18 protein-coding genes are annotated in these 23,463 nt (G+C 56.5%); 11 read left to right on the top strand and 7 right to left on the bottom strand.

The annotated features are described in order from the left end of the window. Positions 1-419: 419 nt before the first annotated feature. Genes kdpF through kdpE form a run of 6 tightly spaced genes read left to right on the top strand, consistent with a single transcriptional unit; the run spans position 420 to position 8,207 of the window. Complete coding sequence (gene kdpF, locus IAE48_RS17950; protein ID WP_042713160.1) at positions 420-509, top strand: K(+)-transporting ATPase subunit F; 90 nt, start codon at positions 420-422, stop codon at positions 507-509. Next, the gene (gene kdpA, locus IAE48_RS17945; protein ID WP_200135167.1) at positions 509-2,185 is read left to right on the top strand and encodes a potassium-transporting ATPase subunit KdpA; all 1,677 of its coding nucleotides are present in this window, start codon (positions 509-511) and stop codon (positions 2,183-2,185) included. The genes kdpF and kdpA overlap by 1 nt, the downstream gene beginning before the upstream one ends. A 20-nt stretch (positions 2,186-2,205) precedes the next feature. Beyond that, positions 2,206-4,254, top strand: a complete 2,049-nt coding sequence (kdpB, locus tag IAE48_RS17940) for a potassium-transporting ATPase subunit KdpB (RefSeq protein ID WP_200135166.1) — start codon at positions 2,206-2,208, stop codon at positions 4,252-4,254. Between the two features lie 12 nt (positions 4,255-4,266). Next, positions 4,267-4,842 carry a potassium-transporting ATPase subunit KdpC gene (kdpC, locus tag IAE48_RS17935; protein ID WP_200135165.1) on the top strand — a complete coding sequence of 192 codons (576 nt, stop codon included), beginning with the start codon at positions 4,267-4,269 and terminating at the stop codon, positions 4,840-4,842. Positions 4,843-4,845: 3 nt separating this feature from the next. Further along, on the top strand, positions 4,846-7,533 hold the full coding sequence (gene kdpD, locus IAE48_RS17930; protein ID WP_200135164.1) for a two-component system sensor histidine kinase KdpD: 2,688 nt from the start codon (positions 4,846-4,848) through the stop codon (positions 7,531-7,533). Beyond that, positions 7,530-8,207, top strand: coding sequence for a two-component system response regulator KdpE (gene kdpE / locus IAE48_RS17925; RefSeq protein WP_094420469.1), 678 nt, complete (start codon positions 7,530-7,532; stop codon positions 8,205-8,207). The genes kdpD and kdpE overlap by 4 nt, the downstream gene beginning before the upstream one ends. A gap of 142 nt (positions 8,208-8,349) precedes the next feature. Here the strand turns inward: kdpE and pgm are convergent, their stop codons facing one another. Together pgm and seqA are read right to left on the bottom strand one after the other, a co-directional pair. Further along, positions 8,350-9,990: a phosphoglucomutase (alpha-D-glucose-1,6-bisphosphate-dependent) gene (gene pgm, locus IAE48_RS17920; protein WP_023479953.1), complete on the bottom strand. Its 1,641-nt coding sequence runs from the start codon at positions 9,988-9,990 to the stop codon at positions 8,350-8,352. Positions 9,991-10,014: 24 nt separating this feature from the next. Continuing rightward, positions 10,015-10,569, bottom strand: a complete 555-nt coding sequence (gene seqA / locus IAE48_RS17915; protein WP_076769558.1) for a replication initiation negative regulator SeqA — start codon at positions 10,567-10,569, stop codon at positions 10,015-10,017. A gap of 182 nt (positions 10,570-10,751) precedes the next feature. On the opposite strand from seqA, the gene ybfF reads away from it, so the two are divergent. The 4 genes from ybfF (at position 10,752) to fur (ending at position 13,366) form a co-directional block, all read left to right on the top strand. Continuing rightward, on the top strand, positions 10,752-11,516 hold the full coding sequence (gene ybfF, locus IAE48_RS17910; RefSeq protein WP_200135163.1) for an esterase: 765 nt from the start codon (positions 10,752-10,754) through the stop codon (positions 11,514-11,516). Positions 11,517-11,654: 138 nt separating this feature from the next. Then, positions 11,655-11,936, top strand: coding sequence for a LexA regulated protein (gene ybfE, locus IAE48_RS17905; protein ID WP_023479957.1), 282 nt, complete (start codon positions 11,655-11,657; stop codon positions 11,934-11,936). A gap of 163 nt (positions 11,937-12,099) precedes the next feature. Next, the gene (gene fldA, locus IAE48_RS17900; RefSeq protein WP_023480004.1) at positions 12,100-12,630 is read left to right on the top strand and encodes a flavodoxin FldA; all 531 of its coding nucleotides are present in this window, start codon (positions 12,100-12,102) and stop codon (positions 12,628-12,630) included. A gap of 289 nt (positions 12,631-12,919) precedes the next feature. Beyond that, on the top strand, positions 12,920-13,366 hold the full coding sequence (gene fur / locus IAE48_RS17895; RefSeq protein ID WP_023479956.1) for a ferric iron uptake transcriptional regulator: 447 nt from the start codon (positions 12,920-12,922) through the stop codon (positions 13,364-13,366). 100 nt (positions 13,367-13,466) lie between these two features. Here the strand turns inward: fur and IAE48_RS17890 are convergent, their stop codons facing one another. From IAE48_RS17890 to nagE, 5 genes are all read right to left on the bottom strand, one after another. After that, on the bottom strand, positions 13,467-16,124 hold the full coding sequence (locus tag IAE48_RS17890) for a beta-N-acetylhexosaminidase (RefSeq protein ID WP_200135162.1): 2,658 nt from the start codon (positions 16,122-16,124) through the stop codon (positions 13,467-13,469). A 41-nt stretch (positions 16,125-16,165) separates the two neighbouring features. Next, positions 16,166-17,563, bottom strand: a complete 1,398-nt coding sequence (locus IAE48_RS17885; protein ID WP_200135161.1) for an OprD family outer membrane porin — start codon at positions 17,561-17,563, stop codon at positions 16,166-16,168. A gap of 442 nt (positions 17,564-18,005) precedes the next feature. Beyond that, positions 18,006-19,673, bottom strand: coding sequence for a glutamine--tRNA ligase (glnS, locus tag IAE48_RS17880; protein WP_076769555.1), 1,668 nt, complete (start codon positions 19,671-19,673; stop codon positions 18,006-18,008). A gap of 83 nt (positions 19,674-19,756) precedes the next feature. After that, entirely contained in the window at positions 19,757-20,188 is a 432-nt protein-coding gene (locus tag IAE48_RS17875; protein WP_200135160.1) for a membrane lipoprotein lipid attachment site-containing protein, read from the bottom strand. A 115-nt stretch (positions 20,189-20,303) separates the two neighbouring features. Further along, the gene (gene nagE, locus IAE48_RS17870; protein ID WP_094420474.1) at positions 20,304-22,331 is read right to left on the bottom strand and encodes an N-acetylglucosamine-specific PTS transporter subunit IIBC; all 2,028 of its coding nucleotides are present in this window, start codon (positions 22,329-22,331) and stop codon (positions 20,304-20,306) included. 327 nt (positions 22,332-22,658) lie between these two features. On the opposite strand from nagE, the gene nagB reads away from it, so the two are divergent. Beyond that, the gene (gene nagB / locus IAE48_RS17865) at positions 22,659-23,459 is read left to right on the top strand and encodes a glucosamine-6-phosphate deaminase (RefSeq protein ID WP_042713656.1); all 801 of its coding nucleotides are present in this window, start codon (positions 22,659-22,661) and stop codon (positions 23,457-23,459) included. Positions 23,460-23,463 lie beyond the last annotated feature (4 nt).

The raw sequence follows: 23,463 nt of genomic DNA, 5'->3' as shown, positions 1-23,463 counted from the left end.
TGTCATTCACGCTTCGGTTCGCCGATTTCAGCGGGGACACAACCCCTCGCTTTCATATTGCAGACAAAAGCAAAACCGGTATCGCTGTAGGCGCGTTTTAGTAGGCCGGATAAGGCGTAGCCGCCATCCGGCAATCGGTGCCGCGGAATATGCCGGATGGCGCTCACGCTTATCCGGCCTACGCCGTTTCAGCGGCGTCGTTCATGTAGGCCGGATAAGGCGCAGCCGTCATCCGGCAATCGGTGCCGCGGAGAAAATGCCTGATGGCGCTGCGCTTATCAGGCCTACAACGGCAAAAACTGCTTATTTGTTCGGCATTTTTATACTTTTTTTACACCTCGCCCGGGGATTTTTGCGAAATCTTTGCGCCTGAAAAATTAGCCTCTCTGCACATCCTTAAATCACCCCGGAGGTGAACTGTGAGTGCAGGCGTGCTAATCGGCATCGTGCTGGTTTTCCTGTTATTGGGCTACCTGATTTACGCCCTGATAAACGCGGAGGCATTTTAATGGCCGCTCAAGCGTTTCTTCTGGTTGCCGGCTTTTTGCTGGTGCTGTTCCTGCTGGCGCGCCCGCTTGGTTCGCTGCTGGCGAAGCTGATTGCAGGGCAGCCCTTGCCGGGCGTTGGCGTGGTGGAAAACCTGCTCTGGCGCGGGTTGGGTATCGACACCCGTGAAATGAGCTGGCGGCACTACCTGCTGGCGATCCTGTGGCTTAACCTGCTGGGCCTCGCCCTGCTGTTTGCCCTGCTGATGCTGCAAGGCATCCTGCCGCTGAACCCGCAGAACCTGCCTGGCCTCTCCTGGCACCTGGCACTCAACACTGCGGTCAGTTTTGTCAGCAATACCAACTGGCAATCCTACGCCGGTGAAAGCACGCTGAGTTACTTAAGCCAGATGGTCGGCCTGACGGTGCAGAACTTCCTCTCTGCCGCCACCGGCATCGCGGTGGTGTTTGCGCTGATCCGCGCCTTTGCCCGCCGCAGTATGGAGACGCTGGGCAACGCGTGGGTCGATCTGACGCGCATTACGATCTGGGTATTGCTGCCGCTGGCGCTGCTGATCGCCCTCTTTTTCATCCAGCAAGGGACGCTGCAAAACCTGCTCCCCTACCAGTCCTACACCTCTCTCGAAGGGGTTCAGCACCTGATGCCAATGGGTCCGGTCGCCTCGCAGGAAGCGATTAAAATGCTGGGCACTAACGGCGGCGGCTTCTTTAACGCCAACTCCTCCCATCCGTTCGAAAACCCTACCGCGCTGACCAACTTTGTGCAGATGCTGGCGATCTTCCTGATCCCTGCCGCGCTCTGTTTCGCCTTTGGTGAAGCGGTGAGCGACCGCCGTCAGGGGCAGATGCTGCTGTGGGCGATGTCGATAATCTTTGTCGTTTGTGTGGCAATTGTGATGCGGGCCGAGTGGCTAGGTAACCCGCACTTCCTGACGCTCGGCGGCGACAGCACCATCAACATGGAAGGTAAAGAGAGCCGCTTCGGCATTCTCGCCAGTAGCCTTTATGCCGTGGTGACTACCGCCGCATCCTGCGGTGCAGTCAACGCCATGCATGACTCCTTTACCGCACTCGGCGGCATGATCCCGATGTGGTTAATGCAGATTGGCGAAGTGGTGTTTGGCGGCGTCGGCTCAGGCCTCTACGGCATGCTGCTGTTTGTCCTGCTGGCGGTGTTTATCGCCGGGCTGATGATTGGCCGCACGCCGGAGTTCCTCGGTAAAAAAATTGATGTCCGCGAAATGAAGATGACCGCGCTGGCAATCCTCGTCACCCCGGCGCTGGTGCTGATTGGCACGGCGCTGGCGATGATGACCGATGCCGGACGCAGCGGCATGTTCAACCCCGGCATTCATGGCTTCAGTGAAGTGCTGTACGCCGTCTCCTCCGCCGCCAATAACAACGGCAGCGCCTTTGGTGGCCTGAGCGCCAACACGCCTTTCTGGAACTGTCTGCTCGCCTTCTGCATGTTTGTCGGCCGCTTCGGCGTGATTGTGCCGGTGCTGGCGATTGCTGGCTCGCTGGTGAGTAAAAAGATCCAGCCCACCAGCTCCGGCACCCTGCCGACCCACGGCCCGCTCTTTATCGGCCTGCTGATCGGCACCGTGCTGCTGGTTGGCGCATTGACCTTTATTCCTGCCCTGGCCCTCGGCCCGGTGGCGGAATACCTTCAGTTTTGAGTCTGGCGGAGACCACTATTATGAGTCGCAAACAACTGGCCCTGTTTGACGCGAACCTTGTTCGCCAGGCGCTGATGGGTTCCTTAACCAAATTAAGCCCGCAGGTGCAGTGGCGTAACCCGGTGATGTTTATCGTCTGGATCGGCAGCCTGCTCACCACCTTGCTGGCAATCGCTATGGCAACCGGCCATCTGGTCGGTAACGCGTGGTTTACCGGTGCGATCAGCCTCTGGCTGTGGGTGACGGTGCTGTTTGCCAACTTCGCCGAAGCGCTGGCGGAGGGGCGCAGTAAAGCGCAGGCCAACAGCCTGAAAGGGGTGAAAAAGACGGTCTTTGCCCGCAAACTGCGCGCGCCGCAGCACGATGCGCCGATGGATCATGTTCCGGCAGATGAGTTACGCAAAGGCGACGTGGTGCTGGTTGAAGCGGGGGATATTATTCCCTGCGACGGCGAAGTGATCGAGGGCGGCGCGTCGGTGGATGAGAGTGCCATTACCGGTGAATCCGCGCCGGTGATCCGCGAGTCCGGCGGTGATTTCGCCTCCGTGACTGGCGGCACGCGCATCCTCTCTGACTGGCTGGTGATCCAGTACAGCGTTAACCCAGGCGAAACCTTTCTCGATCGCATGATCGCCATGGTTGAGGGTGCCCAGCGCCGCAAAACGCCTAACGAGATCGCGTTGACCATTCTGCTGGTGGCGCTGACCATTGTCTTTCTGCTGGCGACCGCCACGCTGTGGCCCTTCTCCCTTTACGGCGGCACGGCAGTCAGCGTCACGGTGCTGGTTGCGCTGCTGGTCTGCCTGATCCCGACCACCATCGGCGGCCTGCTGTCGGCAATTGGCGTGGCCGGGATGAGCCGCATGCTGGGTGCGAATGTGATCGCCACCAGCGGTCGCGCCGTCGAAGCGGCAGGTGATGTCGATGTGCTGCTGCTGGATAAAACCGGCACTATCACCCTCGGCAACCGCCAGGCGTCGGACTTTCTGCCCGCGCGCGGCGTCGATGAGAAGACGCTGGCCGATGCTGCCCAGCTCTCTTCGTTAGCCGATGAAACCCCGGAAGGACGCAGCATTGTGATCCTCGCCAAGCAGCGCTTTAACCTGCGCGAGCGGGATATGCAGAGCCTGCAAGCCACCTTCGTCCCCTTTACCGCGCAAACGCGCATGAGCGGGATTAATGTGCAGGATCGCATGATCCGCAAAGGCTCAGTGGATGCGATTCGTCGCCATATCGAGGCCAATGGCGGCACCTTCCCGGCGGATGTTGAGATGGTGGTGGAAAATGTGGCCCGCCAGGGCGCGACGCCGCTGGTGGTGGCGGAAGGGGCTAATGTACTGGGCGTGATTGCGCTGAAAGATATCGTCAAAGGCGGTATTAAAGAGCGCTTCGCCCAGTTGCGTAAGATGGGCATCAAAACGGTGATGATCACCGGCGATAACCGCTTAACCGCCGCGGCAATTGCCGCCGAAGCGGGCGTGGATGACTTCCTTGCCGAAGCGACGCCGGAAGCGAAGCTGGCACTGATTCGTCAATACCAGGCCGAAGGTCGGCTGGTGGCGATGACCGGTGACGGCACCAACGATGCGCCAGCGCTGGCGCAGGCGGATGTCGCGGTGGCAATGAACTCCGGTACCCAGGCGGCGAAAGAGGCGGGGAACATGGTCGATCTCGACTCGAACCCGACCAAGCTGATTGAGGTGGTGCATATCGGCAAACAGATGCTGATGACGCGCGGATCGCTCACCACCTTCAGTATCGCCAATGATGTGGCGAAGTATTTTGCCATCATCCCTGCGGCGTTTGCGGCTACCTATCCGCAGCTCAACGCGCTGAACGTGATGCATCTGCACTCCCCCTCTTCGGCGATTCTAAGTGCGGTGATCTTTAACGCGCTGGTGATTGTGTTCCTCATCCCGCTGGCGCTGAAAGGGGTGAGCTACAAGCCGCTGACCGCCTCGGCGATGCTGCGCCGCAACTTGTGGATTTACGGGCTGGGCGGTCTGCTGGTGCCGTTTATCGGTATCAAAGCAATCGATCTGCTGCTCACGCTGTTCGGTCTGGTTTAAGGAGTGAAAAAGATGGCTTTATTACGTCCCGCCTTTCTGCTTTTAATACTGCTGACGTTTATTACCGGCGGGCTTTACCCGCTGCTGACCACCGCCCTTGGGCAGTGGTTGTTTCACGACCAGGCGAACGGCTCGCTGATCGAGCAAGGCGACACGGTGCGCGGCTCCCGTCTGCTGGGCCAGGATTTTACCGCGCCGGGCTATTTTCACGGTCGCCCTTCCGCGACTGCCGATGCGCCCTATAATCCGATGGCCTCGGGCGGCAGCAATCTGGCGGGCAGCAACCCGGAGCTGGATAAGCAGGTGGCCGAACGCGTGGCGCAGCTGCGCGCGGCAAACCCGCACTCACCCAAAGCGATTCCGGTGGAGCTGTTAACCACCTCCGCCAGCGGGCTGGATGGTCAGATCTCACCGCAGGCGGCCAGCTGGCAGATCCCGCGCGTGGCGCAAGCGCGCGGCTTGTCGGTGCAGACGGTCAATGATTTGGTTAATAAATACACCGAAACACCGCTGGTTAACTTCCTCGGTCAGCCGGTAGTGAATGTGGTTGAACTTAATCTGGCGCTGGATGCGCTGAAGGATAAATAACGCATGAGTGATGAGCCGTTGCGCCCCGATCCCGACCGCCTGCTGGAGCATGCCGCTACGGCACATCGGGGCAAACTGAAGATCTTTTTCGGTGCCTGCGCCGGGGTGGGTAAAACCTTTGCCATGTTGCAGGAAGCGCAGCGGCTGCGGGCGCAGGGGCTGGACGTGCTGCCAGGCGTGGTAGAGACGCACGGGCGCAAAGAGACCGCCGCGCTGATGGCGGGCCTGCCCCTGCAACCCGTGCGGCGCATCGCCCATCGAGGGCGCGTGGTACATGAGTTTGATCTGGACGCCGCCCTCGCGCGGCGTCCGGCGCTGATTCTGATGGATGAGCTGGCGCACAGTAACGCTCCCGGCTCGCGTCACCCAAAACGCTGGCAGGATGTGGAGGAGCTGCTGGAAGCCGGCATCGACGTTTTTACCACCGTCAATGTTCAGCATCTGGAGAGCCTGAATGATGTAGTCAGCGGCGTCACCGGCATTCAGGTGCGCGAAACGGTGCCCGATCCCTTTTTTGATAGCGCCGATGAGATTGTGCTGGTCGACCTGCCGCCGGACGATCTGCGCCAGCGGCTGCATGAAGGCAAAGTCTATATTGGCGGCCAGGCGGAGCGCGCCATTGAGCACTTCTTTCGCAAAGGCAACCTGATTGCGCTGCGCGAGCTGGCGCTGCGGCGCACCGCCGACCGGGTCGATGATCAGATGCGTGCCTGGCGCGATCGCCTCGGCGAAGAGAAGGTATGGCATACGCGCGACGCCATTCTGCTCTGCGTCGGTCACGGCGCGGGCAATGAGAAGCTGATCCGCACCGCAGCGAGGCTGGCAGCCAAACTCGGCAGCGCCTGGCATGCGGTCTATGTTGAAACCCCTACCCTGCACAAATTACCGGAGACCCAACGGCGGGCGATCCTAAGCGCCCTGCGGCTGGCCCAGGAGTTGGGCGCCGAGACCGCAACCCTCGCCGACCCGGCGGAAGATCGCGCGATACTGCGCTACGCCCGGGAACATAACCTCGGTAAAATCCTGATTGGCCGGCGCGATAACCGCCGCTGGTGGCACCGCGAATCTTTTGCCGACCGCCTGGCGCGCCGCGCGCCGGATCTCGATCTGGTGATTATCGCCCTGCAGGAGAGCACCCAGCCGCTGCCATCGCGCAGCGGCGATTCGCGTCCCTTTTTCGACCGCTGGCGCGTGCAGCTTACCGGCTGCGCAGTTGCACTGGCGCTGTGCGCGGCGATCACCTTCATCGCTTTGCAGTGGCTGACGGCCTTTGAGGCCACCAACCTGGTGATGATCTATCTGCTGGGCGTGGTGCTGGTGGCGCTGTTCTATGGCCGCTGGCCATCGGCTTTCGCCACGGTGATTAACGTCATCAGCTTCGATCTCTTTTTTATCTCGCCGCGCGGCACGCTGGCGGTGTCGGATGTGCAGTATCTGCTCACCTTCGGCGTGATGCTGACCGTCGGGCTGGTGATTGGTAACCTCACCGCCGGGGTGCGTTACCAGGCGAGAGTGGCGCGTTACCGTGAGCGGCGCACGCGTCATCTCTATGAGATGTCGAAAGCGCTGGCGGCGGGGCGCAATAATCAGGATATCGCCGCTACCAGCGAAACGTTTATTCACTCCACCTTTGAGGCGCGCAGCAAACTGCTGCTGCCGAATAGCGAAGGTAAACTGGCGGCGGTAACGGAAAACCAGGGCATGACGCCGTGGGATGATGCCATCGCCCGCTGGAGTTTTGATAAGGGACAGCCTGCGGGCGCGGGTACTGATACGCTGCCCGGCGTGCCGTATCAAATTTTGCCGCTGAAAAATGACGATACGGTGTATGGCTTGCTGATTGTCGAGCCAGCGAATCTGCGCCAGCTGATGATCCCCGAGCAGCAGCGTCTGCTGGAGACCTTCACCCTGCTGGTGGCGAATGCGCTTGAGCGCCAGGCGCTGGCGACGCGCGAAGAGCAGGCGCGGCTTGCCAGCGAGCGCGAGAGCCTGCGTAACTCACTGCTGGCCGCCCTCTCCCACGATCTGCGCACCCCACTGACGGTGCTGTTTGGTCAGGCGGAGATCCTGACGCTGGATCTCGCCAGCGAAGGGTCGAAACATGCCCCGCAGGCCAACGAGATCCGCCAGCATGTGCTTAACACCACCCGGCTGGTGAATAATCTGCTGGATATGGCGCGCATCCAGTCCGGCGGCTTTAATTTAAAACGTGAGTGGCTGACGCTGGAAGAGGTGGTCGGCAGTGCGCTGCGTACCCTTGAGCCAGTGATGGGCGGGCGGCAGATTGCGCTGTCGCTACCCGACCCGCTGATGCTGGTACATGTTGATGGCCCGCTGTTTGAGCGCGTGTTGATCAATCTGCTGGAAAACGCGGTGAAATATGCCGGATCCGGTGCACAGATTGGTATTGAATCGCACAGCACACCGACCGACTGGACGCTGGAGGTGTGGGATAACGGGCCGGGGATCCCGCCGGGCCAGGAGCACGCCATTTTTGAAAAATTTGCGCGCGGCACCAAAGAGTCGGCCATCCCCGGCGTTGGCCTGGGGCTGGCGATTTGCCAGGCGATCGTCGAGGTGCATGGCGGCACCATCGACGCGCAAAACCGTCCGCAGGGAGGCGCGCGCTTTTATGTTACACTCGCGCGGGAAACGCCCCCGCAACTGGATGAATTACCCGAGGATCTGTGATTAACGTTCTGATTGTCGAAGATGAACAGGCCATCCGCCGCTTTCTGCGCACCGCGCTGGAGGCTGAGGGGCTGCGCGTGCACGAAGCGGAGACGCTGCAGCGCGGGTTAATTGAAGCGGCAACGCGCAAGCCGGATCTGGCGATCCTCGACCTCGGTTTGCCGGACGGTGACGGTCTCGATTTTATTCGCGATGTGCGCCAGTGGAGCCAGATGCCGATTATTGTTCTGTCGGCACGCATCGAAGAGAGCGACAAGATCGCCGCGCTGGATGCCGGCGCGGATGATTACCTCAGTAAACCTTTCGGCATTGGTGAGTTGCAGGCACGGTTGCGTGTCGCGCTGCGCCGCCATGCCGCCAGCACGCCGGGCGAACCGGTGATTACCTTTGGCGATATCCGCGTTGATCTCGCCAGCCGCCGCATCCAGCGTGGCGACGAGGAGATCCACCTGACGCCGATTGAGTTTCGTCTGCTGGCGGTGCTGCTCAACAACCACGGCAAGGTGCTGACTCAGCGGCAATTGTTAAGCCAGGTATGGGGGCCAAATGCCGTTGAGCATAGCCACTATCTGCGAATTTATATGGGGCATTTGCGCCAGAAGCTGGAGAGCGATCCGGCGCGCCCGCGTCATCTGTTGACCGAGACCGGGATCGGATATCGGTTTATGTTGTGAGGCCTGATTTACAAGGCTGATTGCCGGATGGCGCTACGCTTATCCGGGTAACGTGTTTGATGCAGTTGTAGGTCGGATAAGGCGTCAGCCGCCATCCGACACAAAAAAGGCTCCCGAGGGAACCTTTTTACTGTGCCGCGATTTACGCGTTTTTCAGCACTTCGCTGACAATTTCTACCGCTTCTTTCTCAATCAGCTTACGGTGTTCGTCGCCGAGGAAGCTTTCGCAGTAGATTTTGTAGGCGTCTTCGGTGCCGGACGGACGCGCGGCAAACCAGCCGTTGTCGGTCATCACTTTCAGGCCGCCAATCGACGCGCCGTTGCCCGGTGCTGCGGTCAGGCGAGCGGTGATCGCATCCCCCGCCAGCGTGCTGGCACTTACCATTTCAGGCGAGAGCTTAGAGAGCGCCGCTTTCTGTGCGGAGGAGGCCGCAGCCTGCAGACGGTTGTAGCTTGGCGCGCCAAAGCGGGCAGCCAGTTCGTCATAGTGCTGCTGCGGGTTTTTGCCGGTCACCGCAGTGATCTCCGCTGCCAGTAGGCACATGATGATGCCGTCTTTGTCCGTGGACCACGGCGTACCGTCGAAGCGCAGGAACGATGCGCCCGCGCTCTCTTCGCCGCCGAAACCGAAGCTGCCGTCGTGCAGACCATCCACAAACCACTTAAAGCCTACCGGCACTTCCACCAGCTTACGGCCAAGGTCGTTAACCACGCGGTCGATCATTGCAGAGGAGACCAGTGTCTTACCGACTGCAACATCTTTGCCCCACTGCGGACGATGCTGGAACAGATAGTTGATCGCTACCGCCAGGTAGTGGTTCGGGTTCATCAGGCCAGCCGGGGTTACGATGCCGTGGCGGTCGTAATCCGGGTCGTTGGCGAAGGCGAGGTCAAACTTATCGCGCAGCGCCAGCAGACCGGCCATTGCACACTCGGAGGAGCAGTCCATACGGATCGCGCCATCTTTGTCGAGATGCATAAAGCGGAAAGTCTGGTCGACTTCATCATTCACGATGGTGAGGTCGAGCTTGTAGTGCTCGGCGATACGTTTCCAGTACTCAATACCGGAGCCGCCCAGCGGATCGACGCCCAGTTTCAGGCCCGCTTTCTGGATCGCCGCCATATCGACGATCTCCGCCAGCCCTTCAATAAACGGCTGCACCAGATCTTTTTCAGTGACGTGACCGGAGGCCATCGCTGCATCCAGCGAAATGCGTTTCACGCCTTTCAGACCGTCGGCCAGCAGCGCGTTAGCGCGATCTTCTACCACTTTGGTGACGTTGGTGTCGGCCGGGCCGCCGTTTGGCGGGTTGTATTTGATGCCGCCATCTTCCGGCGGGTTATGGGACGGCGTGATCACGATACCATCCGCCTGCGCGCCACCGTTTTTGTTGTGCACAAGAATGGCGTTAGAGATGGCAGGCGTCGGCGTAAAGCCGTTATTTTCCTGCACGATGATATCAACGCCGTTGGCAGCCAACACTTCCAGCACGGAGATAAACGCCGGCTCAGAGAGGGCGTGGGTGTCTTTACCGACATAGCACGGCCCGGTGATGCCGTTTTTCGCACGCTCTTCGGCAATCGCCTGGGCGATAGCAAGAATGTGCGGCTCGTTAAAGCTGTGACGCCATGCGCTACCACGGTGACCTGAGGTACCAAATTTCACCGCATGGTCAGCATTGCCAACTTCCGGTTTCAACACATAGTACTGCGCAGTCAGCTGCGCGACGTTAATCAAATCGCCCTGTTGTGCAGGTTGCCCGGCACGCGGATGGTTTGCCATTGCTTCGTCCTTTTAATGCAAGGATTAAATTGTGCCGCAAACTTTCTCAATCAGCTCCGCCGGGAACTGCATTGACTGCATGATGTGTTCAATCATGCTGCATTTACGGCCCGTATTCGTATTGGTGATGACCCAGTAAGGGGTGTTCGGCACTTGCTTCGGCTTGGTCTGGTTGCCGTTCTGCAGCAGGGTGCGCTCATCAGCGGCAAAGTATACGCGCGTGCGACCGTGCAGAGATTCAGTGGATTCCGTAAACCCTTTGTCATCGAGTGAATAGAGTGTAGACAGGATTAGCAGAAAGCGATTAACCGCTTTTTTCTGCTCGGCGTATTCGTCGGAGAGCAGAAGCTCGCGAACCGCGCGGACTTTATCCCGGGTGGTGTTGGCCGGTTTCACCTCTTCGACAACGCTGGCAGCGCGTGTCTCTTTCACCGGCGCGGCGGGCGCTGCAGAGGGAGACGATGATGCGGCGGAGAACTTGAGCATACGCCGTAAAATCTCGGATGCGCTCTCGCCAATGTGCTTAGTATGGCTGGCAATGTAACTGTAGAGCTCATCATCAACTTCAATCGTTTTCATCTTAATCCAGTGCTATATAAAATCTGAATACAAGTATTGGGATTATAAAGTGAAATCCCAACAGCGGATAGGTACACCCCAGGATGGCGGCAAAACTCAGAGTAATGCTTAGCCTTGCAGCCGGGCGGCAGAATGTTCACCATAATAACCTAACCCGTTGGAGTGAAAAAAAGAACTTTGCCATGAAATTGAACACGCGCGCGCAAACTGCACAACATCCGCACAACAATTCCCCGATTGTGCTGGTTCACGGCCTTTTCGGCAGCCTCGATAACCTCGGCGTGCTCGCCCGTGACCTGGTGCAGGATCATGATGTACTGCAAGTGGATATGCGTAATCACGGCCTCTCCCCCCGCTCACCGGAGATGAACTACCCGGCGATGGCGCAGGACCTGCTTGATACGCTGGATGCTCATCAGATTGAAAAAGCGACCTTTATCGGCCACTCCATGGGCGGCAAAGCGGTGATGGCGCTAACTTCACTGGCACCCGATCGCATCGATCGCCTGGTGGCGATTGATATGGCGCCGGTGGATTATAAGGTGCGCCGTCACGACGAGATCTTTGCCGCCATCAACGCCGTTAGCGAGGCAAATGTTTCGTCGCGCCAGCAGGCGGCGGCGCTGATGCGCGAGCAGCTTGATGAAGAGGGCGTGGTTCAGTTTTTACTGAAATCCTTCGTCGACGGTGAGTGGCGCTTCAACGTGCCAGTGCTGTGGGATCAATATGCCAATATTGTTGGCTGGGAGAAAATCCCGGCGTGGGATAAGCCTGCCCTCTTCGTCTGCGGCGGTAACTCCTCTTATGTCACCGATGCCTACCGCGATGCGCTGCTGGCGCAGTTTCCCCAGGCGCGGGCGTATGTCATTGCCGGTGCCGGGCACTGGGTGCATGCAGAAAAACCTGACGCGGTGCTGCGTGCCATCCGCCGTTACCTGGCAGAATAAGGCCAACTGATTAAAAAGGCGGCGACCGGTCGTTTCAACGCGCCCGGTCGTTGGCGTGCCGATGTTGGTGATGTATGATGGCGCGCTATTCAGCCCGGGCAGCGGCCCGATTGCGTGTTTTCCCGTAGTATTCATATCATGGCTAAAGAACAAACGGACCGTACGACACTAGATCTCTTCGCGAATGAGCGTCGCCCGGGACGGCCGAAGACCAACCCGCTCTCGCGCGATGAACAGTTGCGCATTAATAAACGCAACCAGCTCAAACGCGATAAGGTTCGCGGGCTTAAGCGCGTCGAACTGAAACTGAATGCGGAAGCGGTGGAAGCCCTAAATGAGCTGGCCGAAGCGCGCGAGATAAGCCGCAGCGAACTTATCGAAGAGATGCTGCTGGCGCAGCTTAAAGCCCTGCGCGGATAGCGATTCTTCTGAATCATCATCAAATTCCCCTTTTCATGTGGCATACAGTGCAGTCCGCGGCAATAGCTGTTTCCGCGTTCTTCTCTGTTCTGCTATGATTGCCCTTATCTGTGGGCTTAGCGCTCCCCCTATACTCATTAAGATTCAAGAGGTTATTTTACTCATGGCAATTACAGGCATTTTCTTCGGCAGCGACACCGGCAACACCGAAAACATCGCCAAAATGATCCAGAGCCAGCTTGGTAAAGACGTCGCCGATGTTCATGACATTGCCAAGAGCAGTAAGGAAGATATCGAAGGGTATGACATCCTGTTGCTCGGCATTCCGACCTGGTATTACGGTGAAGCGCAGTGCGACTGGGATGACTTTTTCCCGACGCTGGAAGAGATTGATTTTAATGGTAAGTTAGTAGCGCTGTTCGGCTGCGGCGACCAGGAAGATTACGCTGAGTACTTCTGTGATGCGCTGGGCACTATTCGCGACATTATTGAACCGCGCGGCGCGACGATTGTGGGTCACTGGCCGACTGCCGGTTACCATTTCGAAGCTTCAAAAGGCCTGGCTGATGACGATCACTTTGTGGGTCTGGCGATTGATGAAGACCGCCAGCCAGAACTGACCGCCGAGCGCGTGCAGAAGTGGGTGAAGCAGGTTTCTGAAGAGCTCCATCTGGATGAAATCCTGAATGCCTGATTTTTATGGCGCAATCTGCTGGTTGCGCCGTATCAATAGGTAAAAGCAATCGAAATAATTGCTACATTTTTTTAACTTTCCTATTCATCCCTGTACAATAAGCCCTGCTTAACGCGTTACGCTCGACCGGGAGTTGTCGGCGATACCACGTTTTAAAAGCTTACTTTACTTGAGGGCTTGCAGTTTTCATTTATACATGGCAGTTCTATAATGATACGCATTCGCCCGGGTGCATTCCTTATAACTTCCGAGAAGGAAGTGAATCGTATAGCAACAGGACAGATTCCGCATGACTGACAACAATACCGCATTAAAGAAGGCCGGCCTGAAAGTCACGCTTCCACGGTTAAAAATTCTGGAAGTGCTTCAGGAGCCGGATAACCATCATGTCAGTGCGGAAGATCTTTATAAGCGTCTGATCGACATGGGTGAAGAGATTGGTCTGGCAACGGTGTACCGCGTGCTGAACCAGTTTGATGACGCCGGGATTGTCACCCGTCACAACTTCGAAGGCGGCAAGTCCGTTTTTGAACTGACGCAGCAGCATCACCACGATCACCTTATCTGCCTCGACTGCGGTAAAGTCATCGAATTCAGTGATGATTCCATCGAATTGCGCCAGCGCGAAATTGCCGCTAAACACGGTATCCGCCTGACGAACCACAGTCTCTACCTTTACGGCCACTGTGCCGAAGGCGACTGTCGCGAAGATGAACACGCGCACGACGCAAAATAAGTTCTTCTGAACGTTAAAAGCCAACCGTCAGGTTGGCTTTTTTTATGCCTGTCGGCTGAGCGGCGCGTTAAAAGGTTACGCCGCTCAGGGTGGAAAGCGATCAGGCTTTCAGCGTGTCGACACGGCTGACGCGTGTGCCGTCCGGGCTTACGGTGCGCACCTGAATTTCGCCTTTAACCTGTGGACGGGATTTCGCTTCGTAGCGCTGCCATGTTTTGCCGCGATCGAGGGAGTACTCCACCACCAGCCCCGGGAAGCGGATGTTGACCTCCAGCACACCGTCAACAATTCGCGCCCCTGGCACCGGCAGGCGATAATGGATGCCGGCGTTATCCAGCTTCGCCAGCTCGCGATGTCCCAGCAGATTGGCAAAACGCTGCCAGTCAGCCGTAAGCGCCTTCTGATCGACCCACTGCGTCTCGCCGCCTTTGTATTCGCGGCCTGCCTGATAATCCAGCTCCCAGCTTGCGCGATGCCATGCCCGCTCTGCCACGGCGACCAGACGCGGATAGATCATATACTCCATCTGCTCATCCGTGCGCACCACTTCGCTCCACAACTCGGCGGAAAGCCCATAAGCACCCGGCCACGGCTTGTCTGATTTAGCGCTGAATGCATTGCCATCCCGATCGACCGAGGTTTCCGCATTCTGCGGCATGTTGTCCGGCGCGAAGCTGAAGATTTTGCGCTCATCGCTGAAACGCGTCCCCCAGTAGTAGCCGCTCTCATCCGGGTGAACTTCACTCGGGAAGTCGAGATAGACGTAGTCCGGGTTGGAGACCACCACGCGGAAGCCCTTATTCGCCCAGTCGTTGACGGAATCGAAACCGCCCCAGTAGAGCGCATCCCAGAAGTTGACATTCACATGTTGGGTGGCAAACACAGAAGCGTCTTTGGCATCTTTTAGCCCATCCTGCCACGCCTGCATCACATTGATGCCGTGCGCCTTAACCAGCTTGCTTACCTCTGCGCCAAAGTAGCTGGAGAGGTGTTCAACATCGCTCACTTTCCCGGCTTTAATCATCGCCTGGCAGGCCCCGGATTTCGCCCACGGCTTATCCTGCTTGCTCTGATCGATGATGCCTTTACCCGGCTGCGGATTATTCACATCCGTATATCCGGCACCGAGGTAGATATTTCTTGCTTCATCGCCGCCAAAGTGCCAGGTGCGCAGCGGCAGACCTGCTTCTCTGTGCATCTGCAGGATTTCGCCCATCACCTTATCGACGAAGTTGCGCGAGGAGTCCAGGCACGGATTGAGGTAGCCGGTGCGATCGTAGAACTGCACGCCAGCGGTAACAGAGGTATCCGTCGGATCGAGCAGGCGGTAGCGGCTCGCCTCGCTCTCATCCTTACCCTCTTTTATCAGGCGATCGTAACGTGCTTCCATTGAGATTACGGCAGCGCGCGCATGGGCAGGCATGTCGATCTCCGGGATCACCTCAATATGTCTCGCTTTGGCGTATTTGAGGATCTCGATGTAGTCGGCGCGGGTAAAGTATCCGCTGCCGTTGTTATCACGATCCGGCCCGGATCCCAGCTGCGGCAGCAGGCACTGCTTCTCGCTCAGATCGTGGCAGCGCTGGCTGCCAATCGCAGTCAGCTCCGGCAGCCCTGGAATCTCAATACGCCACCCTTCATCGTCCGTCAGATGGAAGTGGAATTTATTCAGCTTGTAAGCCGCCATCTGATCCAGCAGGCGCAGCACCGCCGCTTTGCTGTGGAAATTACGCCCGACATCCAGATGAATACCGCGGTAGTCGAAGCGCGGCGCATCTTTCGCCATCAGCGTGGGGAGCGTCATCGACCCCTGGGCGGGGAGAAGCGAAAGCAGAGATTGCAGGCCATAAAATACGCCGCTCTGATCAAAACCGGTCACTACCGCCTCTTTCTCGCTGATACGCAACTGATAGGCACCGTTGATCGCCTCGTCACCCCTGAACGCTTTACGGGCAATCTCGGTACGTAGCGGATAACTCCCCTCTTCCACACCGAGCATGGCGAAGCGCCCTTTGATGGCGTTTTGCGCATCGGGCATCAGTGCCGAGAGGTCAAACTTCACTCCCTGGCTGAGATCGATATCCCGACCGTAGATTTTTACCTCGCGCGGCGTCGGCACAATCTGCCCGCGCAGCGAGGCGAGGTTTATTGTTTTGATATCGCTGTTTTGCGCAAAGCGCGCTTCAGCGGTCATCAGGATATTTTTATCGTCCGGCGTTCGCTTCCAGTGCTCGCCCAGCGGCGTGACGAACTGGGCAAGATCTTCCGTATTGGTATTGGCGATGGTTTTTGGCGTCGCTTCCTCTCCTGTGACATACCAGCGCGGCAGCACGTCGGTAATAAAGAGTTGCCAGTACTCATTAATAATCGGGATCTCAACGGAGTGCTTCGCCGGAAAACCAGTAAATTGCCCGGTAGGCTCAAGCTTATGCAGGTCGCCCATAATATGGGTCACTTTGAACTGCGGGTTCGCGACTTGCAGAATGGGACGAATGCTGTGGAAGTAGATCGCCCATGCGTTATCGGTCACCGCCTCGCCTTTGTTGGTCAGCGTGATCACTGCTTTGTTGCAGGAAGCCCAGTCAGCGCCGAGCTTCGCGCAATCAACGCCATGCTGGGCGGCAAAGTTATCTTTTACGGCGTAGTTCAGATTGAACTGGCTGATGGCGTCAACCGTGCTCTGGCTTGCCAGTGCCGCGCCGCTGCTGAGCAGCGCTGTGATGGCGCCCGCCAGCAGGCTTAAACGTGCTGTATGCATGCTCTGTTCCTTAAGGTTGCCAATGCCCGGCAACAAATGACTTAGAAAAGGGTAAACGGCGCGATGACCATCAATTTCACGTCTCGCTCATCCTGGAAAATGTTGCCGTAACCACCGGCATAGCTCGGGATAGCAGAGTGGTTGTCATACTGGGTAAAGTGCAGCTTAAACATCGTCCCTTTGGCGCGCCCCTCTTGCAGGGTATAGATGGCATCGAGGCTGTAAGCGGACTCTTTCAGACGATAGTCGGCGTTGTACCACGCATCCGGCACGGCCATTTCGGCCGGTTTTGCGCCCCACGCGTAGGCGTAAGAGGCCCCGATTTGCCAGCCGGGCAAGTTGTAACTCTCCAGATCGTACATCGCCCCCAGGAAGAGCGCTTTTTCGCCGTTGGCATTGAAGTCGGAGCGGTTATCCCACCAGATATCGAGACGACCATTGGAAGAAGCGTAGGTTGGCGTCATGCGTTGCAAAAAGTAGCCCTGCTGGCCTTCTGCTTTTACCCATGTTCCTTCGAGGCGCAGCGCGAGTGGCCCGACCGTGTAACCGAAGGTTAGTGCCTGTAGCCAGGCGGTGCCGTCGTAAAGATCGTTGATGCCGCGATCGCGAACTTTGTCGCGGGCACCATAAAACTGATAGCTGGTGCTGAGCGGTTGATGTGCTACATCCAGCTGGTAGCTGGCTTTTGCAAAGTACTGATCGACATAGCCCTGCGCCTGGCCAAATGCAGCTTCCAGCACCAGATTGTTTTTGAAGTCGTATTTTGCGCCGAGCGAATGGAGATAATCGACCCTTTGCTCTCTGTCGTTTTGCCAGAAATTATCCATCTCGATATGCCACGGCGCTTTATATCCATTGGCCCACATATAGGAGACGCTCAGCGCACCGGCATCGCCATAATCATTATTAATGCCCGCTTCCGCGCCCTGGTAGGTGCCCGGCATAAAACTCCAGTGCGGCGCTAATAGCGTCTGCCCGGTGGGCTGAATATAACCTGCTCGCGCCCAAAGAGCGCCATATTTGAATTTTGCTGCGGCTTTATAGAGGCTGACTCCGCTCTTATCGCCGGACCAGCGCTCTTTATAAGCTTTATTGCTGGCGGAGAAAGCAATTTCATTTGGGTGAGCGCTATCGCCATTTTCCGCCATTTCGATTGCCGTGAAAGCAGCGATATCCAGGCCAAACATATCTGCCGCAAAGCCTGACTGGAAATCCAGATTCGCATTCCACGTGGCGTGAGAGAGATTCGTTTTATATTTATTATTGAGAATATCCTTACGGTCGCGCTCACGCTGCCAGTAATAGACCCCACCGGCCAGCGTGGAGTCATCAATAAAACCGCTTGCCTGCGCCTGCGCGGGAAGCGCCAGGCCTGACATGGCGGTTACTGCGGCAATAGCCAGCGAAAGCGTACTCCGTTTACCTGCAAACGCACGCATACATTGATTCCTTTTAAATGTAAAAAACCCCGCCACGGCGGCGATAAAAATTAACATCAGGAAGCCGTTACGGATATTCCCTAAATAAACAACAGCACAAAGCCTATTTTTCGCCTTGCGAATTATCAATGTGTTTTTAAGCAAAAATAACGGAGTATGACGAAGTGCACAGAATTAAATGAGGATGATAGTTCGTTTCATAAATCACGCAAATAAATAACCAAACCATATTCACTCGATATTTAATTCTTTATCGGAAAGAGCGATTTACTACTATTCTGATTCCTGCATTTGCAAAGTTTCAGGAATAAAAAAACAGCACACCAACAGGGGGCGGAATTAATTTTCAGCACGAATATGTATTAATTGTAATTCGGTGGTTAATAAATAAAAAACGCCGCGGGAAGCGGCGTTTTTAAATAGCGATCGCTGATTGAGGTAATCAGTCGCCGATTTTTGCCCAGGTATCACGCAGGCCTACCGTGCGGTTAAACACGAGTTTGTCCGCGGTGGCATAGCGGCTGTCGAGGCAGAAGTAGCCTTCGCGCTCGAACTGATACGCTTTGCCCGCCTGCGCCTCTTTCAGCGATGGCTCGGCAAAACCCTGCTTAATGACCAGCGATTCCGGGTTGATAGTGGCGAGGAAATCCTCGGCGGCGCCCGGGTTTGGCACGCTGAACAGACGATCGTAAAGACGAATTTCAACCGGCTGCGCATGCTGCGCGCTAACCCAGTGGATCACGCCTTTAACCTTGCGGCCATCGGCAGGATCCTTACTCAGCGTCTCGGCGTCGTAAGAGCAGAAAATGGTGGTGATGTTGCCTTCGGCGTCTTTCTCAACGCGTTCCGCTTTGATCACATACGCATTGCGCAGACGTACCTCTTTGCCCAGCACCAGACGTTTGTACTGCTTGTTGGCTTCTTCGCGGAAATCAGCGCGATCGATCCAGATCTCACCGCTAAACGGCACTTCACGAGTGCCCATTTCCGGCTTGTTCGGATGGTTCGGCATGGTGACGATTTCGCTGCTGCCCTGCGGGTAGTTTTCGATAACCAGTTTCACCGGGTCGATAACCGCCATCGCGCGCGGCGCGTTTTCGTTGAGATCTTCACGGATGCAGGATTCCAGCGACGCCATTTCAATGGTGTTGTCCTGCTTGGTCACGCCAATGCGCTTGCAGAACTCACGGATAGAAGCCGCGGTGTAGCCACGACGGCGCAGGCCAGAGATGGTCGGCATACGCGGATCGTCCCAGCCCTCGACGTGCTTGTCGGTCACCAGCAGGTTGAGCTTACGCTTGGACATCACGGTGTATTCGAGATTCAGGCGCGAGAATTCGTACTGGCGCGGATGAACCGGAATGGTGATGTTATCCAGCACCCAGTCATACAGACGGCGGTTGTCCTGGAACTCCAGCGTGCAGAGCGAATGGGTGATCCCTTCCAGCGCATCGCTGATGCAGTGGGTGAAGTCGTACATCGGGTAGATGCACCACTTGTTGCCGGTCTGATGGTGTTCAGCAAATTTAATACGGTAGATAACCGGGTCGCGCATCACGATAAATGGCGAAGCCATATCGATTTTTGCACGCAGACAGGCTTTACCCTCTTCAAAACCACCCGCACGCATCTTTTCAAACAGTGCCAGGTTCTCTTCTACGCTGCGATCGCGGTACGGGCTGTTTTTACCCGGCTGCGTCAGCGTGCCGCGGTATTCGCGAATTTCGTCGCCGGTCAACTCGTCAACGTAGGCCAGGCCTTTGTTGATCAGCTCAACTGCGTAGCTATACAGCTTATCGAAGTAGTCTGAGGAGTAGCAGATGTCGCCAGACCAGTGAAAGCCCAACCACTGCACGTCGTTTTTAATTGATTCAACGTATTCGATATCTTCTTTTGCCGGGTTGGTATCATCGAAACGCAGGTTGCACTGGCCGTTATAGTCCTGTGCGATACCGAAGTTCAGGCAGATGGATTTCGCGTGGCCGATGTGCAGGTAGCCATTCGGCTCCGGCGGAAAACGGGTATGGACGGTGGTGTGTTTACCACTGGCCAGATCTTCATCAATGATCTGGCGGATAAAGTTAGTCGGGCGGGCTTCAGCCTCACTCATCACAGGTTCCTCAAGGCGTAAACAACGTATAACGGCATATGATCTAATAAGAGGACGCAGGAAACAACCTTTACTTATACAAATCACTGATGCTCAGGGGAAAGGTATTCTTCCGCATAGTGTGCCTGCCGACAGCGGAGATCCTGCGTGGTCGGCGTGAGGATCACAGGGCTGACGATCTCATCACCTCTTCCACTGCGAGGGAGATAACCGGGCGCTTCAATACACCAGCCCCACGAGTAGAAATTGGTGCCGTGAAGAAAGAAGATCATATTTTCCCACTGGGATTTTTTCTCAACATCAATATGGCCCTGCCTGTCGGCGCGGAACTCCTCCGGTGCGGGATAGTATCCCGGTGAGGAACGCCCGGTGCTGACCCACATCATCGCTGTTGGCAGCGGCTCTCCGGCCGGATTGCGCACATCCACTTCATAATGCGGACGTATGGTTGCGTAACGCGGGATACAGCCGCTAAGCGCCGTCGTTATCACCAGCGCGTATAAAATCCTTTTCATTATTCACCTCTGTAAAATAGCGGCCACCAGTATGGCATTCATTAAACGGCGGGTAAAAAAAAGCGGCGGAGGAGATCCCCCGCCGCTTAAGGCTAATGTGCCGACTCAGGAGCAATCAGCCTTTAATTTCGTATAACGGCGTCTGACCCGCAACGACATGGCCTTGCGCCTTAATGACAAGACCACTGAAATCATCAATATTGCTGACGACAACCGGGCTAATCATTGAGCGGGCATTGGCATTGAGGTATGCCAGATCCATTTCTAGGATCGGTTGACCAGCAACCACTTCTGCGCCCTCTTCCACCAGACGGGTAAAGCCCTGGCCGCCCAGCGCAACCGTATCAATGCCCATATGGACAACGATCTCGGCGCCTTTTTCGGTCTCCAGGCAGAACGCATGGTTGGTGTTGAAGATTTTCACAATTGTGCCAGCTGCCGGAGATACCACGGTTTTGTCGGTCGGTTTTACCGCTACGCCATCGCCTACCGCTTTGCTGGCAAAGGCTTCGTCCGGCACCTGCTCCAGCGCCACCACTTCACCAGTAACCGGCGATAAGAGCTCAGCAATCACGACTGAATTCGGCACCGCCTGCGGTTTTGCGGCGGCTACTGGCGCGGCCTGAGCCGGCGCTGCGCTGCTGCTTGCCGCTGCCGGGACATCCCCTGCCGTTTTCATCGCGTTGGCAATTTTCTCAGCCACAAAGCCGACGATAATCTGCACGCTGGTTTTATTAAGACGAATCACACCAGTTGCGCCAAGGCGTTTCGCCATCGTTTCGTTGACCAGAGAAGAGTCATTCACGTTAAGGCGCAGACGGGTAATACAGGCATCAATACCGGTCAGGTTCGCCGAGCCGCCGACGGCAGCAATGTATTGACGCGCCAGGCCGCTGACATCCTGCTCACTATTAGCGCTGATATTGACATCCTGCCCATCGGTTTCATCCCCGGCGACAGCCAGTTCACGACCCGGGGTCAGCATGTTGAATCGCTTAATGGTGAAGCGGAATACCACGTAGTAGATAACAAAGAACACCAGACCCTGCGGGATCAGCATCCACCACTGGGTCGCCAGCGGGTTACGCGAGGAGAGCACCATATCCACCAGCCCGGCGCTGAAACCGAAACCGGCAATCCAGTGCATGCTGGCTGCGATATAGACGGAGATACCGGTCAGAATGGCGTGAATGACATACAGCACCGGCGCCACGAACATAAAGGAGAATTCCAGCGGCTCGGTGATGCCGGTAAAGAAGGCGGCGAAGGCGCCAGCCATCATAATCCCCAGCACTTTGGCTTTGTTCTCAGGACGCGCGCACTGATAGATCGCCAGCGCCGCACCCGGCAAGCCGAACATCATGATCGGGAAGAAGCCCGCCTGATAACGCCCGGTGATCCCCACCGTCGCTTTACCGGCTTCGATAGACTGCGCGCCGCCGAGGAAGTTAGGGATATCGTTAATGCCCGCCACGTCGAACCAGAAGACCGAGTTCAGGGCGTGATGCAGACCGACAGGGATCAGCAGACGGTTGAAGAAGGCGTAAACACCCGCGCCGACAGAGCCGAGTTTCTGAATATGTTCACCGAAGCTAACCAGGCCACTAAAGACCACCGGCCAGATAAACATCATGATAAAGGCCACAGCAATCATCACAAACGAGGTGATGATCGGCACCAGACGGCGGCCGCTAAAGAAGGAGAGCGCTTTCGGCAGTTCGACGGTGCTGAAGCGGTTGTAAAGCTCAGCGGCGATGATCCCGACCAGAATACCGACAAACTGGTTTTCAATTTTGCCGAAGGCCGCAGGGACCTGATCCAGCGGAATTTTTTGAATCATCGACACCGCGGCAGGCGAGCAGAGGGTCGTTAACACCAGGAAGCCGACGAAACCGGCCAGCGCCGCAGCGCCATCTTTATCTTTGGACATCCCATAAGCGACGCCGACCGCGAACAACACGCCCATGTGATCGATGATCGCCGAACCGGATTTGATAAACAGCGCGGCCAGGGCGTTTTGGCTCCCCCAACCAACAGGGTCGATCCAGTAGCCGACCCCCATCAAAATCGCTGCCGCAGGCAGCGTGGCGACCGGCACCATCAGCGCGCGGCCAACCTTCTGTAAATAGCCTAAAATACTCACTTTATTCCCCCTATGAGCTCAACGTGAGCCCACTGAAACAGTTGTTTTTTATTGTGTAACGAACCCTGAACTGATGCCTGTTTTTCCACTACCTGACGAAGTGTCTGCAAAATTAATTCGCCTCGCAAATTAAACACGCATTTTCTGTGATTAAAATCACTAACTATCGTTATCACCACTCCTCAATACTGGCAAACAACAAAAACTTATTTTAAGATCAAAAATATCAAAGCGGATCGCTCCCTTTTTATGACGAAACCAGGTTACGCTTAACGCTGAGCCAGAAGGCGCACCGCCAATGCTTTTCATTAAACTTTGAGGTGAACAATGAGACTGATTCCCCTGGCGACAGCTGAACAGGTCGGTAAATGGGCCGCCCGCCATATCGTCAACCGCATTAACGCATTCAACCCCACCGCCGATCGCCCTTTTGTACTTGGCCTGCCAACGGGCGGCACACCGCTTACGGCCTACAAAGCATTAGTTGAAATGCACAAAGCGGGCCAGGTCAGCTTTAAGCATGTCGTCACCTTTAACATGGACGAATATGTAGGCCTGCCGAAGGATCATCCGGAGAGTTACCACAGCTTTATGCACCGTAATTTCTTCGATCACGTTGATATTCCTGCTGAAAACATTAACCTGCTCGATGGAAACGCGCCCGATATTGACGCAGAATGCCGTCGTTACGAAGAAAAAATTCGCGCTTACGGCAAAATTCACCTGTTTATGGGCGGTGTGGGCAACGATGGTCATATCGCTTTTAACGAACCGGCGTCGTCGCTGGCATCGCGTACGCGTATTAAAACGTTAACCCACGATACCCGTATAGCGAACTCGCGCTTCTTCGACGGCGATGTTAATCAGGTGCCAAAATATGCCCTGACCGTAGGCGTTGGCACGCTGCTCGATGCCGAAGAGGTGATGATTCTGGTGCTGGGCAACGTTAAGGCGCAGGCACTGCAGGCGGCCGTTGAGGGTAACGTCAACCATATGTGGACCATCAGCTGCCTGCAGCTGCATCCGAAAGCGGTCATCGTCTGCGACGAGCCGTCCACGATGGAGCTGAAAGTCAAAACGCTGAAATACTTCAACGAGTTAGAAGCGGAAAATATTAAAGGTCTGTAAGTCT

Origin of the sequence: Kosakonia sp. S57 (assembly GCF_016516575.1) — a bacterium.
GTDB lineage: Bacteria > Pseudomonadota > Gammaproteobacteria > Enterobacterales > Enterobacteriaceae > Kosakonia > Kosakonia cowanii.
This window is presented reverse-complemented; position numbering and strand designations above follow the sequence as displayed.

Excerpts from the sequence above, each read along its gene's own strand:
- ybfE (WP_023479957.1), top strand. The coding sequence starts at position 11,655 with ATGGCTAAAGAACAAACGGACCGTACGACACTAGATCTCTTCGCGAAT.
- kdpC (WP_200135165.1), top strand. The coding sequence starts at position 4,267 with ATGGCTTTATTACGTCCCGCCTTTCTGCTTTTAATACTGCTGACGTTT.
- kdpD (WP_200135164.1), top strand. The coding sequence starts at position 4,846 with ATGAGTGATGAGCCGTTGCGCCCCGATCCCGACCGCCTGCTGGAGCAT.
- kdpA (WP_200135167.1), top strand. The coding sequence starts at position 509 with ATGGCCGCTCAAGCGTTTCTTCTGGTTGCCGGCTTTTTGCTGGTGCTG.
- glnS (WP_076769555.1), bottom strand. The coding sequence starts at position 19,673 with ATGAGTGAGGCTGAAGCCCGCCCGACTAACTTTATCCGCCAGATCATT.
- IAE48_RS17890 (WP_200135162.1), bottom strand. The coding sequence starts at position 16,124 with ATGCATACAGCACGTTTAAGCCTGCTGGCGGGCGCCATCACAGCGCTG.
- IAE48_RS17885 (WP_200135161.1), bottom strand. The coding sequence starts at position 17,563 with ATGCGTGCGTTTGCAGGTAAACGGAGTACGCTTTCGCTGGCTATTGCC.
- nagB (WP_042713656.1), top strand. The coding sequence starts at position 22,659 with ATGAGACTGATTCCCCTGGCGACAGCTGAACAGGTCGGTAAATGGGCC.
- fldA (WP_023480004.1), top strand. The coding sequence starts at position 12,100 with ATGGCAATTACAGGCATTTTCTTCGGCAGCGACACCGGCAACACCGAA.
- kdpB (WP_200135166.1), top strand. The coding sequence starts at position 2,206 with ATGAGTCGCAAACAACTGGCCCTGTTTGACGCGAACCTTGTTCGCCAG.
- seqA (WP_076769558.1), bottom strand. The coding sequence starts at position 10,569 with ATGAAAACGATTGAAGTTGATGATGAGCTCTACAGTTACATTGCCAGC.
- pgm (WP_023479953.1), bottom strand. The coding sequence starts at position 9,990 with ATGGCAAACCATCCGCGTGCCGGGCAACCTGCACAACAGGGCGATTTG.
- fur (WP_023479956.1), top strand. The coding sequence starts at position 12,920 with ATGACTGACAACAATACCGCATTAAAGAAGGCCGGCCTGAAAGTCACG.
- IAE48_RS17875 (WP_200135160.1), bottom strand. The coding sequence starts at position 20,188 with ATGAAAAGGATTTTATACGCGCTGGTGATAACGACGGCGCTTAGCGGC.
- ybfF (WP_200135163.1), top strand. The coding sequence starts at position 10,752 with ATGAAATTGAACACGCGCGCGCAAACTGCACAACATCCGCACAACAAT.